The 17,741-nt window shown below is 65.8% G+C and carries 19 protein-coding genes; 6 read left to right on the top strand and 13 right to left on the bottom strand.

Annotated features, from left to right (window positions below; translation table 11 throughout):
* Positions 1-13 precede the first annotated feature (13 nt).
* The 3 genes from FBX97_RS06655 to FBX97_RS06645 form a co-directional block, all read right to left on the bottom strand.
* Positions 14-496: a hypothetical protein gene (locus FBX97_RS06655; RefSeq protein ID WP_141829717.1), complete on the bottom strand. Its 483-nt coding sequence runs from the start codon at positions 494-496 to the stop codon at positions 14-16.
* Positions 497-710: 214 nt separating this feature from the next.
* Positions 711-1,232: a hypothetical protein gene (locus FBX97_RS06650; protein WP_141829715.1), complete on the bottom strand. Its 522-nt coding sequence runs from the start codon at positions 1,230-1,232 to the stop codon at positions 711-713.
* 695 nt (positions 1,233-1,927) lie between these two features.
* On the bottom strand, positions 1,928-2,704 hold the full coding sequence (locus tag FBX97_RS06645; protein WP_255517327.1) for an IclR family transcriptional regulator C-terminal domain-containing protein: 777 nt from the start codon (positions 2,702-2,704) through the stop codon (positions 1,928-1,930).
* Positions 2,705-2,848: 144 nt separating this feature from the next.
* Here FBX97_RS06645 and pcaH point away from each other — a divergent pair, with 144 nt between their 5' ends.
* Genes pcaH through pcaD form a run of 4 tightly spaced genes read left to right on the top strand, consistent with a single transcriptional unit; the run spans position 2,849 to position 6,769 of the window.
* Positions 2,849-3,544: a protocatechuate 3,4-dioxygenase subunit beta gene (gene pcaH / locus FBX97_RS06640; RefSeq protein ID WP_141829712.1), complete on the top strand. Its 696-nt coding sequence runs from the start codon at positions 2,849-2,851 to the stop codon at positions 3,542-3,544.
* Between the two features lie 10 nt (positions 3,545-3,554).
* Entirely contained in the window at positions 3,555-4,073 is a 519-nt protein-coding gene (locus tag FBX97_RS06635) for a protocatechuate 3,4-dioxygenase (RefSeq protein WP_141829711.1), read from the top strand.
* Positions 4,074-4,103: 30 nt separating this feature from the next.
* A complete protein-coding gene (locus FBX97_RS06630; protein WP_141829710.1) occupies positions 4,104-5,498 on the top strand; it encodes a lyase family protein in 1,395 nt (464 codons plus the stop codon).
* Between the two features lie 8 nt (positions 5,499-5,506).
* A complete protein-coding gene (gene pcaD / locus FBX97_RS06625) occupies positions 5,507-6,769 on the top strand; it encodes a 3-oxoadipate enol-lactonase (RefSeq protein ID WP_141829708.1) in 1,263 nt (420 codons plus the stop codon).
* A gap of 71 nt (positions 6,770-6,840) precedes the next feature.
* On the opposite strand, the gene FBX97_RS06620 is transcribed toward pcaD, so the two are convergent.
* Complete coding sequence (locus FBX97_RS06620; RefSeq protein WP_141829706.1) at positions 6,841-7,797, bottom strand: PDR/VanB family oxidoreductase; 957 nt, start codon at positions 7,795-7,797, stop codon at positions 6,841-6,843.
* A complete protein-coding gene (locus FBX97_RS06615; RefSeq protein ID WP_141829704.1) occupies positions 7,794-8,891 on the bottom strand; it encodes an aromatic ring-hydroxylating dioxygenase subunit alpha in 1,098 nt (365 codons plus the stop codon). Before FBX97_RS06615 ends, FBX97_RS06620 begins: the two co-directional genes overlap by 4 nt.
* A 137-nt stretch (positions 8,892-9,028) precedes the next feature.
* Here FBX97_RS06615 and FBX97_RS06610 point away from each other — a divergent pair, with 137 nt between their 5' ends.
* Positions 9,029-9,520: a MarR family winged helix-turn-helix transcriptional regulator gene (locus tag FBX97_RS06610; RefSeq protein ID WP_255517326.1), complete on the top strand. Its 492-nt coding sequence runs from the start codon at positions 9,029-9,031 to the stop codon at positions 9,518-9,520.
* A gap of 15 nt (positions 9,521-9,535) precedes the next feature.
* Here the strand turns inward: FBX97_RS06610 and FBX97_RS06605 are convergent, their stop codons facing one another.
* From FBX97_RS06605 to FBX97_RS06570, 8 genes are all read right to left on the bottom strand, one after another.
* On the bottom strand, positions 9,536-10,723 hold the full coding sequence (locus FBX97_RS06605; protein WP_141829703.1) for an ABC transporter substrate-binding protein: 1,188 nt from the start codon (positions 10,721-10,723) through the stop codon (positions 9,536-9,538).
* A gap of 29 nt (positions 10,724-10,752) precedes the next feature.
* Complete coding sequence (locus FBX97_RS06600; RefSeq protein ID WP_141829701.1) at positions 10,753-11,454, bottom strand: ABC transporter ATP-binding protein; 702 nt, start codon at positions 11,452-11,454, stop codon at positions 10,753-10,755.
* Positions 11,447-12,208 (bottom strand): ABC transporter ATP-binding protein, encoded by a 762-nt coding sequence (locus tag FBX97_RS06595; RefSeq protein ID WP_141829700.1) that lies wholly within the window; start codon positions 12,206-12,208, stop codon positions 11,447-11,449. The genes FBX97_RS06600 and FBX97_RS06595 overlap by 8 nt, the downstream gene beginning before the upstream one ends.
* Positions 12,205-13,242: a branched-chain amino acid ABC transporter permease gene (locus FBX97_RS06590; RefSeq protein WP_141829698.1), complete on the bottom strand. Its 1,038-nt coding sequence runs from the start codon at positions 13,240-13,242 to the stop codon at positions 12,205-12,207. Before FBX97_RS06590 ends, FBX97_RS06595 begins: the two co-directional genes overlap by 4 nt.
* The gene (locus FBX97_RS06585) at positions 13,239-14,105 is read right to left on the bottom strand and encodes a branched-chain amino acid ABC transporter permease (RefSeq protein ID WP_141829696.1); all 867 of its coding nucleotides are present in this window, start codon (positions 14,103-14,105) and stop codon (positions 13,239-13,241) included. Before FBX97_RS06585 ends, FBX97_RS06590 begins: the two co-directional genes overlap by 4 nt.
* A gap of 85 nt (positions 14,106-14,190) precedes the next feature.
* On the bottom strand, positions 14,191-15,396 hold the full coding sequence (gene pcaF, locus FBX97_RS06580) for a 3-oxoadipyl-CoA thiolase (protein WP_141829694.1): 1,206 nt from the start codon (positions 15,394-15,396) through the stop codon (positions 14,191-14,193).
* Positions 15,397-15,405: 9 nt separating this feature from the next.
* Entirely contained in the window at positions 15,406-16,056 is a 651-nt protein-coding gene (locus tag FBX97_RS06575) for a CoA transferase subunit B (protein WP_141829693.1), read from the bottom strand.
* Entirely contained in the window at positions 16,053-16,718 is a 666-nt protein-coding gene (locus FBX97_RS06570) for a 3-oxoacid CoA-transferase subunit A (RefSeq protein ID WP_141829691.1), read from the bottom strand. Before FBX97_RS06570 ends, FBX97_RS06575 begins: the two co-directional genes overlap by 4 nt.
* Before the next feature lie 174 nt (positions 16,719-16,892).
* Here FBX97_RS06570 and FBX97_RS06565 point away from each other — a divergent pair, with 174 nt between their 5' ends.
* Positions 16,893-17,738, top strand: coding sequence for an IclR family transcriptional regulator C-terminal domain-containing protein (locus FBX97_RS06565; RefSeq protein WP_141829689.1), 846 nt, complete (start codon positions 16,893-16,895; stop codon positions 17,736-17,738).
* Positions 17,739-17,741 lie beyond the last annotated feature (3 nt).

The following is a 17,741-nucleotide window of genomic DNA, read 5'->3' as shown; positions in this document are numbered from 1 at the left end:
TCTGAGCAGTACACTAAGGTGGTGGAAGGTAGAACTTCCAGCATTCTGCGGGTTCGCTGACGTAACTCCAACCAACGATCTGCTGATCAGAGTCGACGTGAAGAGAATAAGAACAGTTGCGCGGGACGGTCTCAAAGACGTACTCTTTCCAACTCTGCAGGTTGCGCGTCGCAACGTGCTTGCCGCAAAAGTCGAGCTGGCCCGGCAAGCGAGGGGAATCGCAGGCCTTGTACAAGTTTCTTCCGATGACGGCGTTCCGTGCCTTTTCAAATTCTTCCTTTCTATCCCGGATCAACTCTTGTGTGGTGGCGACGAAAGGCACCACGAGCACTGCGCCGCATCCTTGCAAGCCGAGAAGTAGCCCTGCCAGCAACAGACATATACGCGGGCCGGCAGCAGTTATAAAAGTCAGGTGGCTCATGGCATTGGAAGAAATGTTGAACAGATTGCCATAATGCTTGAGCTCGACATTGAACGGAAGATACCGTCTGCGCAATGTGCTATGTCTTGCAACGCGGCACTTGAGGTAGCGTCTGGCGCCACCAGTTGCGGCCCAGTGTCTGCTTCTGGCCGGTAGCAGACGGTCGAGTCAGCATAGCAGGTTGCCGAAGTGAGAAAGCCGCAGGCTGTCACGAGGGGCCGCTTCCGACTCGAAGCGGCCATTGCGACCCGTGATCTGCGTGCCGCTTCTGGTCGTTCCTGTCATGCGTTTACATATTACGCTTGAGGAAACTAGTCTTTGTTAACTGGGATGGCTTGGCCTCTTTAAAAGCCAGAACAAGGTCATCCCTAAATGCTTTGGCATTAAAATCCTTGGGAATTCTTTTGTGGCTCGTCAGTTCGTCAACTGAAGCCAACACTGCTGCGGCGTAAGCTTCAAGCTGATTGGCCAGCGTCAGCTTACCAATTTCCGGCCACATTAACTGTGCAGTAATGCGAATTTGGCGCGCGCTTCGCACGAACGATACAGGTCTTACTTCCCAGTGAAACGGGCCAAGGGGCCATGCACGAAAATCTGCCACTTCAAGCACAAGCAACAGGCCGGTAACGTGGCTACCGTATTCTTTTCCCGCCAAGTGCTCATTCATATAGCCATCAATGGCGGGACTGAACAGCCGCCACCGCTCACTGTGCGTTTGCCAATGTTCGATTGGCCATGCAGCAGCATCACTGCGTTGCATGCCTAATCGCAAGACCTCAACGCCGCTCTTTTCAAATGTTGAGTAATTCATGGTTTCCGCTAGCGTACCTGGTTAGCGAACGGCCGCATATGGCCGAAAGCGTTCTCCATTGAACGATCGCAACCGGCCCTTTCATTGGCAAATTTCGAACGAAGAGTTACCTCAAAGGATTCAAGTCGACGAAGACCATTTCTCTGTAACCAGCATCGATAGACTGCCTTTCATATCCATCCGCCTCAACAGTAAATCGTCCTTCTAGAACGCCCAAAGGTTCGATCAAGATAAATTGCCATCTATCCTTAGAGATGGGCCTAAGATCGAACTTGCCTTCTGCATCAGAGAAAACGCATCTTTCCTCGGCCTCATGTATACACACACGTGCGTTTAGGATCGGCTTATGACTGATGATGTTCGTCACCTGCCCCCTAACGCCTGGTTTTTGCTGGATTGGCATGGGTATGCAAGCGCTCAGCAGCGGAAGCAGAGCAAACGGTATAATTTTTCGAATCATGACACAGAATGAAATTATCTTGAGCGGTCATCGATGACACTAGGAGTGGTCTGTCCACTCAGCTAAGATACTGAGTCTGCGGAAAGCAAGCCACTGCTGTCGTGTGTTCGTAACCGTTAGGTTATTTTGTTCAGATGTGCGACCAAGCGAACGGCCGCTCTTGGCCGATAGCAGACATCGGTTCAGTGTACGAGCTTGTTGTTGCCGGAGCAAGTAAGCGGTTTGGTCAGGCGTTCTACAGCATCGCCCCCAGCTCCACCTGGGTCTTGATCAGCGCCGGCAGGCAATGCTCCACCAACTGCTCGGCCGGCAAGCGCCCCGCATGCACGCTCACGTTCATCGACGCCACCACCTCGCCACGGAAATTGCGCAGCGGGACCGCGATCGTCCGCAAGCCCAATTCCAGCTCCTGGTCGACCAGTGCATAGCCCTGCGCCCGCGCGCGCGCGATCTCGAGCGCCAGGCGCTCCTTGTCGACGATGGTGTGCTGGGTGATCTGCTCGGGCACGGCCTGGGCCAGGAAGCGCTCGATGTCGGCCTGCGGCAGGAAGGCCAGCAGCATGCGCCCGTTGGCGGTGCAATAGGCCGGCACCCGGGTGCCCGGCTGCAGCGTCGCCGACACCAGCCGGCCGGCGCTGACCGCCGCTACACACACCAGCTGGTCGTGGTCGAGCACCCCGACCGAGGCCGCTTCGCCGAGCGAATAGGCCAGCCGGTACAGCGCCGGCTGGGCGATGCGTGGCAGGCGCGCCGAATGCAGGTAGGACTGGCCCAGGCGCAGCACGGCCGGCGTCAGCGAAAACAGCTTGTTTTCGTGGCGCATGTAGCCGAGGTGGGTCAGCGTGATCAGGTAGCGCCGCGCCGCCGCCCGCGTCAGCCCGGTTGCCTGCGCCACTTCGGCGATGCTCAGGCGCGAGCGCTCCTGGTCGAAGGCTTCGATGACTTTCAATCCTTTTTCCAGCCCGCCGACCAGGTCGCGCGCCAGCGGCGTGTCGCCGTCATCTTCGCTCACTTGCAAATTTCCTCCCGTTTTGTGCGATTATCGCACAAAGTGTTCGCAGAGTGAACGCTACCCGACATGGACGGCTTGTCGGCGGCACAAGCTTTTTCTACCATCCTCTAGCGCTTCAATAACACTTCACGAAGGAGACATGCTGTGAAATTCGATCCCGTCGAACCGGGCGTCTGGCCCGAACTCGTCTATCCCGCCTATAAATCGACCGTCAAGCGCGGCCCGCTGCAGCCCAACCTGCGCATCGAGGCGCCGATCCCTGCCAGCCGCAACATCCAGGCCGGCCCGCACATCCTGCTGCCCAACGATACCGACCTGACCCTGCACGGCAAGGGTGGCGAGCCGCTCGGCGAGAAGATCGTCGTCACCGGCCGCGTGACCGACGAAGACGGCAAGCCGGTGCGCAACTCGCTGGTCGAAGTCTGGCAAGCCAATTCCGCCGGCCGCTACTGGCACAGCCGCGACCAGCACGCCGCGCCGCTCGACCCGAATTTCTATGGTCTCGGCAAGATGCTGACCGACGACGACGGCCGCTACCGCTTCATCTCGATCAAGCCCGGTCCCTACCCCTGGGGCAACCACGACAAGGCCTGGCGCCCGGCCCACATCCACTTCTCGCTGTTCGGCAACGTGTATGCGCAGCGCCTGGTCACCCAGATGTATTTCCCGAACGACCCGCTGTTCGACTACGACCCGATCTTCCAGAGCGTGCCCGACGAAGCCGCACGCCAGCGCCTGATCTCGAAGTTCAGCCTCGAGCACACGGTCGGCGCCGAGATGCTGGGCTACGAATTCGATATCGTCCTGCGCGGACGCGACGCTACCCCGATGGGCCTGTAAGGAGAACCGCATGAGCAAAATCACGACCTCGCAAACCATCGGCCCGTTCTCGCACGAAGCCTGGCAATGGCTCGTCGACACCGGCCTGCCGGGCAACCTGAAGACTGCCGAAAACAGCATCCAACTGAGCGGCTGCATCTACGACGGCGACGGCAATCCGATCAACGATGCCCAGATCGAAGCCTGGACCCCGGAAGGCGCCGGCCTTGAGACCGAGCAGCTGATCCCGGGCCTGCGCCGCATGCCGAGCGGCGACGGCGGCGAATTCAGCATGCGCGTCCCGGCGCCGCAGGCGGGCCGCGGCGAGCCGCTGGCCTACATCACCGTGTTCGCGCGCGGCCTGGTCAAGCACCAGTTCACCGCCGTGTTCCTGGAAGACGACGCCGGCCTGGCCCAGTCGACCATCCTGAACCAGGTGCCGGAAGCACGCCGCGCACTGCTGGTGGCGCGCCGCAGCGGCGACGGCGCATACCGCTGGGACATCCGCATGCAGGGCGAGAACGAGACGCCCTTCTTCGATTATGTATGATGGCTGCCTGATGAACGCAGGGGGCCGGCCATGAGCGCATCGATCTTCGACAGTTTCCTGACCACGCCCGACATGATCGCCGCCTTCGACGATGAAGCCGTGGTGCAGGGCATGCTGGCCTTCGAGGCGGCGCTGGCACGGGCCCAGGCGGCCGAGGGCCTGATTCCGCCGTCCGCGGCCAGCGCCATCGGCGCCGTCTGCAAGGCCCAGCTGTACGACATCCCGGCGCTGGTGCGGGCCGGCCGCAAGGCCGGTGCGCTCGCCATCCCGCTGGTAAAGGAGCTGCAGAAAACCGTGGCGCTGTACGACGCCGAGGCGGCGCGCCACGTCCACTGGGGCAGCACCAGCCAGGACGTGATCGACACGGCGATGGTGCTGGTCACGCGCGAAGCGCTGCGCCTGCTCGACGACGGCCTGCAGGAACTCACCGGCCACCTGCTGCGTCTCCTCGAAGCCAACCTGTCGACGCCGGTGCTGGCGCGCACGCTGATGCAGCCGGCCCAGGTAACGAGCCTGGGCTTCAAGGCGGCCGGCTGGCTGGCGCCGCTGGTCCGTGCGCGCGCCCAGTTGCGCGCGGCGGCCGCGCGTGCCCTCCAGCTGCAGCTGGGCGGCGCGGTCGGCACGCTGGCGGTGATGGGAGAGCATGGCGCCGCGGTATCTGCGCGCGTGGCCGGCGAGCTGCGCCTGCGCGTGGCCGATAGCGCCTGGCACACCCAGCGCGACGAGTGGGTGCGCCTGGGGCTGGAAGTCGCGGTGCTGGGCGGCAGCCTGGGCAAGCTGGCCACCGACCTCGGGCTGATGGCCCAGGGCGAGGTTGGCGAGCTGGCCGAACCGTCCGGCAATGGCCGCGGCGGCTCCTCGGCCATGCCGCACAAGCGCAACCCGGTGTCGACCATGATCGCGCTGGCCGCGGCGCGGCGCACGCCCCAGCATGCGGCGGCGCTGCTGGCCTGCATGGACCAGCAGCACGAACGCGGCCTCGGCAACTGGCAGGCCGAACTGGCCGAATGGCCGCAATTGTTCCTGTCCGCCCACGGCGCCCTGCAGGCGCTGAACGAAGCCTTTGCCGGCCTGTCGGTGGACCGCGAGCGCATGCTGCACAACATCCGCTCCCTGCACGGCCTGGTGTTTGCCGAAGCCGTGTCCAGCTACCTGGCCGGCGCCATCGGCCGTCCCAAGGCGCATGCGCTGCTGGAAGACCTCAGCAAACGCGCCTCGACTGATACGCGCGGCCTCGAAGGCCTGGTGCGCGACGCCGTCGAGCACGATCCCGAGCTGCGCGCCCACGTCGACCTGGAGCGGATCGCCGCCCTGTTCGATCCGGTGCTGGCTGCGGAACCGGCGCGGCGCCTGGCCGAGTCCCAGTTGCATGCGCTGCGCCTGAGCATCGGCAAGCTGGATGCCAACCACCCTTTTCATGAGTGAATCACATTATGAGTTTCGATCCGCTTGACCACGATTTCGAACGCGGCCTGCAGAACCGCCGCGACGTCCTCGGCGACGCCTGGGTCGACCGTTCGCTGAACAACGCCAACAGCTTCAACGCCGACTTCCAGAACCTGATCACCCGCTTTGCCTGGCACGAGATCTGGGGCCGTCCGGGCCTGGACCACAAGACCCGCCGCGCGATCGTGCTGTCGATCACGGTGGCGCTGGGCCGCTGGGAAGAGTTCGACCTGCACGTGCGCGCCGCCCTGCTGGGCCAGGAAGGCAGCCGCCTCACGCCGGACGAGATCAAGGAAATCCTGATGCAGTCGGCCATCTACGCCGGCGTGCCGGCCGCGAATACCGGCTTCACCCACGCGCTGGCGATCCTGCGCGAAGTGGCCGGCCAGATCGGCTACGAACTGGCGCCAAGCGCACCGGGCACAGCAGCCCACGCCGGCAGCGGCCGCGAAGGCAGCAGCGCCAGCACGCCGTCGCTGCACTACAGCGTGCGCGAAGCGCGCAACGGCAAGGCGCCGCGCCACACGGTGGTCCTCAGCCATGCGCTCGGCTGCGACCTGACCATGTGGGACAGCCTGGCCAACGCGCTCTCGCTCGAGAACCGCGTGATCGCCTACGACCACCGCGGCCATGGCGCTTCCGAGGCGCCAACCGGTCCGTACACGATGGCGGAACTGGCCGACGACGCCGCCCGCCTGCTGCGCGAGCTGGATACCGGACCGGTGGTCTGGGTCGGCCTGTCGATGGGCGGCATGGTCGGCCAGGAACTGGCGCTGCGCCACCCGTCGCTGGTGCGCGCGCTGGTGCTGGCAAATACCACCAGCGCCTATCCGGAAGCGGCGCGCGCCGTGTGGGAGCAACGCATTGCCACCGTGAATGCGGAAGGGATCGAGGCGATCGCCGATGCGGTCATGGCGCGCTACTTCACCGAGGCCTTCCGCGCCGAGAAGGCGGGCACCGTGTCACGCTTCCGCCGGCGCGTGGTCAGTACCGATGCGGATGGTTATGTCGGCTGCTGCAGCGCGGTCGGGCACGTCGACACGACGACCCGCCTTGGCCAGATCGGCGTGCCGGCCCTGGTGATTGCCGGGGAGCTGGACCAGGGTACGCCGGTGAGCATGGCGCAGACACTGGCAGACGGGATCCCGAATGCGTCGCTGGTGGTATTGAAGGAGGCTTCGCATTTGAGTGCGGTGGAGCAGCCGGAGGCGTTCAAGGCGGCGGTGATGGGGTTTATCGATACCGTCTGATTCGGCCCGCCGCGTAAGCACGTCGCCCCTGCGAAGGCAGGGGCGACGTCGTTATACGCTATCGCTAACTCTTAAAGATCCAGCACCAGCACCGGCGATTTAGACCGCGAACAACACGGCGTGAACTGGTCGTTAGCCGCCTGCTCCTCCTCGGTCAGGTACATGTCGCGGTGATCCGGTACCCCTTCCAGCACCCGCGTCAGGCAAGTCCCGCACACGCCTTCCTCGCACGAATACGGGATATCCACGCCCTGCTCCTGCAGCGCCTTGATCACGGTGGTCCCGGCCGGCACCATCACGATCTTCCCGCTGGATGCCAGCTTGACCTCGAAAGGCTGGTCGCCGCCGGTATCGATCGCGGCCGCACCGAAGTACTCGACGTGCAGCTGCGCTTGCGGCCAGCCCATCGCCTTGGCCGTGCCCAGCACGTGCTCGATGTAGCCCTGCGGGCCGCACACGTAGAGATGCGTGTCCGGCGCCGGCGCGGCCAGCAGCGCCGCCAGGTCGAGCTTCTGGGCGGCGTCACCGCTGTCGTAATGGAAGTGTACGCGGTCGGCGAAGCGCGAGGCGGCGATGCGCTCGCGGAAGGCGGCGCGCTCCGGCGAGCGCACGCTGTAGTGCAGCTCGAAGGCGGCGCCGCGCGCGGCCAGCGTCTCCGCCATCGCCAGGATCGGCGTCACGCCGATGCCGCCCGCGAACAGCAGGGTGCGCGCGGCTTCGACCAGCGGGAAGTGGTTCTTCGGCGCGCTGATGTGCAGGACCGAGCCGGTGTCGATGTGGTCGTGCATGGCCTGCGAGCCGCCGCGCGAATTGGCGTCGCGCAGCACGCCGATCTGGTAGCGGTGGGTTTCGCCGGGCGGGTTGCACAGCGAATACTGGCGCACCAGGTGGTCGGACACATGCACGTCGATGTGCGCGCCGGCCTCGAACGGCGGCAGCGGCGCGCCGTCCAGCGTCACCAGCTCGTAGCTGCAGATGCCGTCGGCCTCGTTGGCCTTGCCGGTCACGCGGACTTCTATCGTGCTCATGCTGCCACCTGCCCTGCCGCTGCCGGCGCTGCCGCGGTTGCCGGCGCCGATGCCGGTGCCGCCGCCTGGGCCTGCTCGCGCTCCAGCCACTTGTCGATGATACGGCGCGACTGCACGCCGCCGGCGTCGATGTTCAGCATCAGCAGCTTGCGCTCCGGGTGGCGCAGGATGTTCTGCTGCTGCAGCTCGAGCATCTCGCGGTCTTCGCCGAAGATCTTGCCCTGGCCTTCGCGGATGGTGTCGGTCAGCGCGGGGTCCTGCGGCTTGAAGTTACGCGCCATGCCCCAGAAATACCAGTGCGAGGTCTCGGTTTCCGGGGTGATGAAGTCGACCACGATGCTGGACGCCTTGTGCGCCGGATCGGCGTGGTAGCCGCCCTTGCCCGCATGCGCCACGCCCACCTCGATCATCACGTGGCTGGGGGCGTTGAAGCGGCAGATCTGCCAGCGGTCGACCGGCACGTCGTCGGCCAGGCCGTTGCCGCGCAGCGCGGCCTGCCAGAACGGCGGCGCCATGATGTTTTCCATGAAGCGGCTGGTGATCACTTCCTCGCCCTCGACCTTGGTCGTCACCGGCGCTTCGTCGATCTCCTTCTGGCCGATGCTGGACGCATGCACGTAGGTCTCGTGGGTCAGGTCCATCAGGTTGTCGACCATCAGGCGGTAGTCGCAGTTGATGTGGTACAGGCCGCCGCCGTAGGCCCACTCCGGATTCTCGGCCCACTCCAGGTGGTGGATGGTGGCCGGATCGGCCAGCGCCTTGTCGCCAGGCCAGACCCAGATGAAGCCGTAGCGCTCTTCGACCGCGTAGCTGCGGATGCAGGGGAAGCCGCGCACGCGCTGGCCCGGCATGCTGATCGCCTTGCCTTCGCAACCCATTTCCAGGCCATGGTAGCCGCACACCAGGTTGCCGTCGCGCACGAAGCCCAGCGACAGCGGCGCGCCGCGGTGCGGGCAGAAGTCCTCGACCGCGGCGACCTTGCCTTCCTTGCCGCGATAAAACACGATTTTTTCGCCGCAGATCTGGCGGCCCAAGGGTTTACCTTCGATCTCGTCGGGCGTACAGGCCACGTACCAGGCGTTCTTTGGGAACATGTTTGTCTCCTCGGTGGGGTTTAATCTTCAGTACACTGAATGTTGAAAAAAGTATTCACCTTTTGCGCGACAAAGTAAACTAGCGATTCGATTATTTCGATGGTGCGCCGCACCATCCCGACACTTATTCAGGAACGATGGCAACCGAGCGCGCACAAGACAGCCAGGGCGGCATGCACGACCTCTACGAACACCCGGGCCACCTGCTGCGGCGCGCCCAGCAGATCTCGGTGTCGATCTTCTACGACGAAATGGGAAGCGAGCTGACGCCCGTGCAGTATGCGATCCTGACCCGGCTGGCGGCCCATCCGGGCATCGACCAGGTGTCGCTGGCGGGCCTGGCCGCGATCGACACCTCGACCGGCGCCACGGTGTGCGCCCGCCTCGAAGAAAAGGGTTTATTGGAGCGCAAGGTGATTCCGCACAACCGGCGCCAGCGCGCGCTGACCATCACGACCGCCGGCACGCGCCTGCTCGACACGCTGGTGCCGGGCGCCCAGCGCCTGCGCCAGCGCCTGCTGGATCCCTTGAACCCCGAAGAACAGGCCCAGTTCATGGCCCTGCTGGCCAAGCTGGTCAACGAAAACAACGACCAGAGCCGGGCACCGCTGGCCCGGCCTGCCGCGTAGCAGCCGCGCGCTGCCTTATTCGACGCCCGGGTCCTTGAAATTGGCGACCTGGTCGAATTCCACGTTGTAGACGCCGTCGCCGACCTGCTCGGCCTTGCGGATGTAGACGTTCTGCACCATGTCGCGCGTGGTCGGGTCGAGGGTGACCGGGCCGCGCACGCTGGTCCAGGACATGCCCTTCATCGCTGCCAGCAGCTTCGGCCCGTCGCTGACGCCGCCGGTCTTCTTCAGCGCCGCGTACAGCAGCTGCATGCCGTCATAAGCGCCGACCGCATGGAAGTTCGGCCGCATGGTCGGATTCGCCTTGGTAAAGGCCGCCACGAAGGCCTTGTTTTCCGGCGACGGGTGCGCGGCCGAGTAATTGTGGCTGCTGATCACGCCCAGCGCTGCCTTGCCGATCGAGGGCATCAGGTCGTCGTCGAGCACGTCGCCGGTGGCGATCAGGCGGATGCCGGCGGCGGCCAGGCCGCGGTCGGTGAACTGCTTGAGCACGGCGGCGCCCTCGCCCGAAGGCACGAACACGAATACCGCATCCGGCTTGGCATCCTTCACCCGCGCCAGGAACGGGGCGTAGTCCGGATTGCGCAGCGGCGCGCGCAGCGAGGCCACGACCTTGCCGCCGGCCTTGCCGAAGTCCCGCACGAACACCTTTTCGGCATCGATGCCGGGGCCGTAGTCCGACACGAAGGTCACCACCGACTTGATCTTGTTCTTCGCCGCCCACTGGGCCAGCGGCGCGGTCACCTGCGGCAGCGTGAAGCCGGTGCGCACGATGTAGGGCGAGCGCTGCGGAATGCTGGAGGTGGCCGCGTTCATCACGATCATCGGCACCTTGGCCTGGGTCGCGATCGGCGCGGCGGCAAAGGCCAGCGGGGTCAGGCCGAAGCCGGCCAGCACCTGCACCTTGTCGCGCGCCACCAGTTCCTGGGCCAGGCGCTTGGTGACGTCCGGCGAGACCCCGCCGTCGTCCTTCAGGATGATCTGCACTTCGCGTCCGGCGACGCTGGCGCCGTTCTGCTGCATGAACAGCTTGACGGCGGCGTCGACCTGGCGCCCGGTCGAGGCGAACGGACCGGACATCGGCACGATCAGGCCGACCTTGATCGGTTCGGCGGCGCCGGCCGGGATGGCGGCCAGTCCGCTGGCAAGGAGTGCGGCGCCGGCCAGGATGGCGCGGCGGTTCGGGTTCGTTGGATTGCTCAAGGCATGTCTCCTTTTATATTAGTTGGATATCAAGCTACGGCCACCAGCCGGTCCAGCTTTTCGCCGTCGGCCAGCAGGCTGGCGCTGTCGGAATCGTGCACGATGCGGCCGCGGTCGAGCACGATGGCGCGCTCGGTCAGCGACAGCGCCAGGCGCGCATGCTGCTCGACCACGATCACCGACATGCCCTCGTCCGCCACCAGGCGCCGGATCGCGCGCACCAGTTCCTGCACGATGATCGGGGCCAGGCCTTCCATCGGCTCGTCCAGCAGCAGGATGCGCGGATTGGTCATCAGGGCACGCGCGATGGCCACCATCTGCTGTTCGCCGCCGGAGAGCTGGTTGCCCATGTTGGCGCGGCGCTCGTGCAGGCGCGGGAACAGTTCGTACACCTTGGCCAGGTTCCATGGCCCCGGTCTCTCGACCACGGTCAGGTGCTCCTCGACGCTCAGCGACGGGAACATGTGGCGCTCCTGCGGCACCCAGCCCAGGCCCGCGCGCGAGCGCTTCCAGGTCTGCATGCGGCCGATGTCGCGGCCCTGGAAGCGCACCGCCCCCTTGTGCAGCCGGGTCAGGCCCATCAGCGTGACCAGCAGGCTGGTCTTGCCGACGCCATTGCGGCCCAGCAGGGCCAGGCTGCCGCCCTCTTCCACGGAAAACGAGACGTCTTCCAGCACCACCGATTCGCCGTAGCCGGCGCTCACCCTGTCGAATGCGAGCAGTTCAGGCATGTTCGGCCTCCCCCAGATAGACTTCCTTCACGCGCGGGTCCGCCGCGATCTGCGCCGGCGTCCCTTCGGTCAGCACCTTGCCGCCCACCAGCACCGTGATGCGTTCGGCGAAGCGGAACACCAGCCCCATGTCGTGCTCGATGAACAGGATCGTCACGTCGCGCGGCAACCCGGCGATCACTTCGAACAGTTCGCGGCTCTCGGCTTGCGGGATGCCGGCCGCCGGTTCGTCCAGCAGCAGGATGCCGGGCCGGGTCGCCAGCGCCAGCGCGATCTCCACCAGGCGCTGCTTGCCGTAGGCCATGCTGCGGGTGATGCTGTTGGCCTCCCTGGTCAGCTTCAGCGTGGCCAGCAACGCCATCGCTTCGTCGACCACGTCGGCATGCTTCTCGACCGTCTTCCACCACACGCGCTGCAGGCCACGCCGCTCGCAGATGGCCAGCGCCACCGATTCGAGCACGGTCATGCCGGCAAACAGGGTGTTGATCTGGAAGGTACGGGTCATGCCGAGCTTGACGCGCTCGTGCTGCGGCAGGTGCGTGATGTTGCGCTCGCCCACCCACACCTCGCCGCTGGTCGGCGCCAGGGCCCCGGTCAGCAGGTTGATGAAGGTGGTCTTGCCGGCGCCGTTGGGGCCGATCAGCGCGTGGCGCGCGCCGGGCTCGAACGCCAGCGAGATATCAGTGTTCGCCTTGAACGCGCCCCACTGCTTGGACAGCCCGACGGTGCGCAGGCTCAGGTTCGATGTCGTCATGCGACCTCCTTGCGGGCAGCAGGTTTCAGACGCTGTACCACTCTCTCCAGCCCGCCCAGGATGCCGCCGCGGGCGAACAGCACGATCAGCACCAGCAGCAGGCCGATATAGAACTGCCAGTAGGCCGGATCGAGGCCGGAAATGTAGTCCTGGGCCACCATGAACACGGCGGCGCCGACCAGCGCGCCGTACAGGCGCCCGGTCCCGCCCAGCACCAGCATGATCAAGAGTTCGGCCGAGCGCGGGAAGCCGAGCGAGTCGAGGCCGACGAACTGGGTAGTCTGGGCCAGCAGCGCCCCGGCCACGCCGGCGACTGCCGCGCCGACCGTGAAGGCTGCGCGCAGGCGGCGGTCGACGTTGGCGCCGATCGCCGGCATGCGCTTGCCGCCTTCCCGGATGCCGCGCAGCGACATGCCGAACGGCGAATTCACCAGGCGGCGCAGCAGCACGAACAGCAGGAACAGCACGCCCAGGCTGTACCAGAACGCGGTCTTGCCGTACAGGTCGAACTCGAAGGTGCCGAACAGCGGCGCGGTGGCCATGCCGGACAGGCCGTCGACGCCGCCGGTGATGAAGGCCGCCTTGTTGGCCGCCTCGAACAGCATCAGGCCGATGCCGAGGGTGACCATCAGGCGAGCCAGGTCCTGGCCGCGCACCACCAGGAAGCTGACGATGAAGCCGAACGCGCCGGCCACCAGCGCCGCCACCACCAGGCCGGACAGCGGCTCGCCCCAGCCATGCGCCGACAGCAGGCCGGCGCTGTAGGCCCCGAGTCCGAAGAAGGCGGCGTGGCCGAGCGAGACGATGCCGGCGTAGCCGAGGATCAGGTCGAGCGACAGCGCGAACAGGCCGACGATCATGATCTGGCTGACCAGCACCAGGTGGTTGGGGAACAGGAACCAGGCCGCGACCGGCAGCAGCCAGAACGCGATTTCGAGCGGCTTCCAGCGGTCGTTCGGCAGGCGCGGCGCCAGGCCGGCAGCGGACTGCGGCAGGCGCGCCGGTGCCACGGTGGAATCGAGGGGGGACGTCATGCTTGCCTCCTGACCAGGCCGAAGGGGAACAGGATCAGCAGCACCACCATCAGCGTGTAGATGACAAAGGCGCCGACTTCCGGCACATAGTACTTGCCGGCGACGTCGAACACGCCGAGGATCAGGGCGGCGATCAGCGGCCCCTTGATCGAACCGGCGCCGCCGACGGCCACCACCAGCAGGAAGTAGACCATGTACTTGACCGGGAAGCTGGGATCGAGGCCGAGCACGTCGATGCCGAGGCCGCCGCCCAGGCCGGCCAGGCCGGAACCGAGGGCGAAGGTCAGGCTGAACACCTGGCTGACATTGATGCCCAGGCCTTCGGCCGCGGTCTGGTTGTCGACCGCGGCGCGGATGCGGGCGCCGAAGCGGGTGCGCTCGATCAGCAGCACCAGGGCCGCCGTCACCAGCACCACCACGCCGATCAGGAACAGGCGGTAGGTGCCGAGGTCGAGGCCCAGCACGTGCACCTGGCCACGCAGCCAGTCCGGCAGGTTGACCGGCTGCTGGGTCGGGCCGAACAGCCAGGTGGCGCCGGCCACCGCCATGAAGGTCAGGCCGATCGAGAACAGCACCTGGTCCAGGTGCGGCGCACGGTACAGCCGGCGGTACAGCGTGCGCTCGAGTACCAGACCGACCAGCGCCGCCACGATGAAGGCGAGCGGCAGCGTGGCCAGGAAAGGCAGCCCGAGCTTCGACAGCAACGTCACGCAGACGTAGCCGCCGACCATAGCGAAGGCGCCATGGGCCAGGTTAATGAAGTTCATCATGCCCATCGTCACCGACAGGCCGACGCTAATCAGGAACAACAGGCTGCCGTAGGCAATCCCGTCGAACAGCACACCGATCATGTTCCCGATCATGCGCGCCTCCGTTTTTGTTTATACCGCTTGTCCATCCTTGTCTCCTACTATTCTTTTCTGTGAAACGGCAGGAACAAGCGGTCGGTTACACCCGCTCGATGACCATCGCAATCCCCTGCCCAACCCCGATGCACATGGTGCACAGCGCGTAGCGTCCGCCGGTGCGGTGCAGCTGGTACATGGCGGTGGTCACCAGGCGTGCGCCGCTCATGCCGAGCGGGTGGCCGAGGGCGATGCCGCCGCCATACGGGTTCACGCGCGGATCGTCGTCGGCGATGCCGAGTTCGCGCAGCACGGCCAGCGCCTGCGAAGCGAAGGCTTCGTTCAGCTCGATGATGTCCATCTGGTCGAGCGTCATGCCGAGCTGCTTCATCAGCTTTTTCGTGGCCGGTGCCGGGCCGATGCCCATCACGCGCGGCGGCACGCCGGCGGTGGCCATGCCGACGATGCGGGCACGCCTGGTCAGGCCGTAGGCTTGCGCGGCTTCCTCGTTCGCGATCAAGACTGCGCAGGCGCCGTCGTTCACGCCGGAGGCGTTGCCGGCGGTGACGCTGCCGCCCGGATGCACCACGCCCTTCAGCTTGGCCAGCGCTTCCAGGCTGGTCGCGCGCGGATGCTCGTCCTGGCTGAACAGGATGTGATCGCCTTTCTTCTGCGGGATCTCGACAGGCACGATCTCGTCCGCGTACAGGCCTTCCTGCTGGGCGCGCGCGGTCTTTTCCTGGCTGGCCAGCGCAAAGCGGTCCTGGTCTTCGCGCGAGACCTGGTAGTCGACGGCGACGTTCTCGGCGGTTTCCGGCATCGAATCGGTGCCGTACTGGTGCTTCATCAGCTTGTTCGGGAAGCGCCAGCCGATGGTGGTGTCGTAGATCTGGGCGTTGCGCGAGAACGCGGTTTCCGCCTTGCCCATCACGAACGGCGCGCGCGTCATCGACTCGACGCCGCCCGCGATCATCAGGCGGGTTTCGCCGGCCTTGATCGCGCGTGCGGCGATGCCGATGGCGTCCATGCCGGAGCCGCACAGGCGGTTGACGGTGGTGCCCGGCACGTCGGCCGGCAGGCCGGCCAGCAGCGAGGACATGTGGGCGACGTTGCGGTTGTCTTCGCCGGCCTGGTTGGCGCAGCCGAAGATGACGTCGTCGACCTGGGTCCAGTCGACACCCGGATTGCGCTTCATGAGTTCGCGTAGCGGGATGGCGCCGAGGTCGTCGGCGCGGACGTCCTTCAGCGCACCGCCGTAGCGGCCGATCGGGGTGCGGATGGCGTCACAGATATAAGCTTCGGTAGTCATGGTCGTTCCTTATTCGGTGATGGGGAGCAGCGTGGCGCCGGTGGCGGCCTGCAGTTCGTCGAAAGTCAGGCCCGGCGCCATTTCGCGGACCTTCAAGCCCTGCGGCGTGACGTCGAGCACGGCCAGGTCGGTATAGATGCGGTTGACACAGCCGACGCCCGTCAGCGGGTAGCTGCACTCGCGCACGATCTTGCTTTCGCCGGTCTTCGTTTGATGGTCCATCATCACGAACACCTGCTTGGCGCCGATCGCCAGGTCCATGGCGCCGCCGACGGCGGGAATCGCGTCCGGCGCGCCGGTGTGCCAGTTGGCCAGGTCGCCCTTTTCCGAGACCTGGAAGGCGCCCAGCACGCAGATGTCGAGGTGGCCGCCGCGCATCATCGCGAACGAGTCGGCATGGTGGAAGTAGGCGCCGCCGGTGAGCAGCGTCACCGGCTGCTTGCCGGCGTTGATCAGGTCTTCGTCTTCCTCGCCGGGTGCCGGCGCCGGTCCCATGCCCAGCACGCCGTTCTCGCTGTGCAGGAAGACTTCACGGTCGGCCGGCAGGTAGTTGGCGACCTTGGTCGGCAGGCCGATGCCGAGGTTGACGTAGGCGCCTTCGTGGATGTCCTGGGCGACGCGGGCGGCGATCTGGTCGCGCGTGTATTTGTTGGTGCTCATGCGGCCTCCTTCACGACGCGCTGGACGAAGATGCCCGGGGTGACGATGTTTTCCGGATCGAGCTCGCCGAGCGCCACGATCTCGCTCACCTGGGCGATGGTGGTCTTGGCGGCCATCGCCATGATCGGGCCGAAGTTGCGCGCGGTCTTGCGGTACACCAGGTTGCCCCAGCGGTCGCCGCGCAACGCCTTGATCAGCGCAAAATCGGCGTGGATCGGCGATTCCAGCACGTAGTGCTTGCCGTCGATCAGGCGGGTTTCCTTGCCTTCGGCCAGCAGGGTGCCGTAGCCGGTCGGGGTGAAGAAGCCGCCGATGCCGGCGCCGGCAGCGCGGATGCGCTCGGCCAGGTTGCCCTGCGGCGTGAGTTCGAGCTCGATCTCGCCGGCGCGGTAGAGCGCGTCGAAGTGCCAGGAATCGGACTGGCGCGGGAACGAGCAGATGATCTTGCGCACGCGCTTGGCGGCCAGCAGGGCCGCCAGGCCGGTGTCGCCGTTGCCGGCGTTGTTGTTCACGATGGTGAGGTCGCGTGCGCCATGGGCGATCAGCGCGTCGATCAGTGCCGCCGGCATGCCGGCATTGCCGAAGCCGCCGATCATCACGGTGGCGCCGTCGTGGATGTCGGCGACCGCGCTCTCGAGCGATTCGTAAGTCTTGTCAATCATGTTTCCGCCTTGTCCGGAGCGCGGCGGGAACCGCGCCCCTTGAAATCTCGTTAACAATCCCAGATAATTACATTGTTCGATAATCGCACAAATATTCGATTACCGTACATTTAGTGTAGCGCTTACTCGCGCCGAACGCAAACTACGCAAACCGATCCAGTCCAGCATCCGACCATGACCTCATCGACCCGCAAGACCGACAGCATCGACGCCGGCGCCACGCCGGAAGAGCGCGAACCGACCATCGCCGAACAGATCGATGCCCTGACCGACCCCAGCTTCATGACCTCGCTGGCGCGCGGCCTGGCCGTGGTGCGCGCCTTCAGCGATTCGCGCAAGCCGCAGACCATCGCCCAGATCAGCCAGAAGACCGGCATTCCGCGCGCGGCGGTGCGGCGCTGCCTGTACACGCTGCAGCAGCTCGGCTACGTCGACGCCGAGCTGAACAATTTTTCGCTGCGCCCCAAGGTGCTCACGCTCGGCTATTCCTACCTGTCGTCGACCCCGCTGACCGTCTCCAGCCAGCCCTACCTCAATAACATCAGCCGCGAACTCGGCGAGTCGAGCTCGCTGGCGGTGCTGGACGAAGGCGAGGTGCTGTACGTCGCCCGCTCGGCCGCCTCGCGCGTGATGTCGGTCGCCCTGAACACCGGCAGCCGCCTGCCCGCCTACTGCACCTCGCTGGGCCGGGTGATGCTGGCCCATCTGGCGCCCGACGAACTGGACGCCTACTTCGCGCGCGTGAAACTGCGCGCGATGACCGAACACACCGTGGTCAGCCAGAAGCGCCTGCGCGAGATCCTGGCCGGCGTGCGGCGCGACGGCTACGCCGTCATCGACGAGGAACTGGAACTCGGCCTGCGCTCGATCGCGGTGCCGGTGCGCGGCGCCTCGGGCCAGATCGTGGCCGCCCTCAACGTCGGCGCCCAGGCCGCCCGCGTCAGCGCCGACCGCATGCGCCAGGAATTCCTGCCGGTGCTGCTGCGCGGGGCCCAGGAGCTGTCGGTGCTGCTGCCCTGAGCT

Origin of the sequence: Herbaspirillum sp. SJZ107, from assembly GCF_006715485.1 — a bacterium.
Taxonomy (GTDB): Bacteria; Pseudomonadota; Gammaproteobacteria; order Burkholderiales; family Burkholderiaceae_D; genus Telluria.
This window is presented reverse-complemented; position numbering and strand designations above follow the sequence as displayed.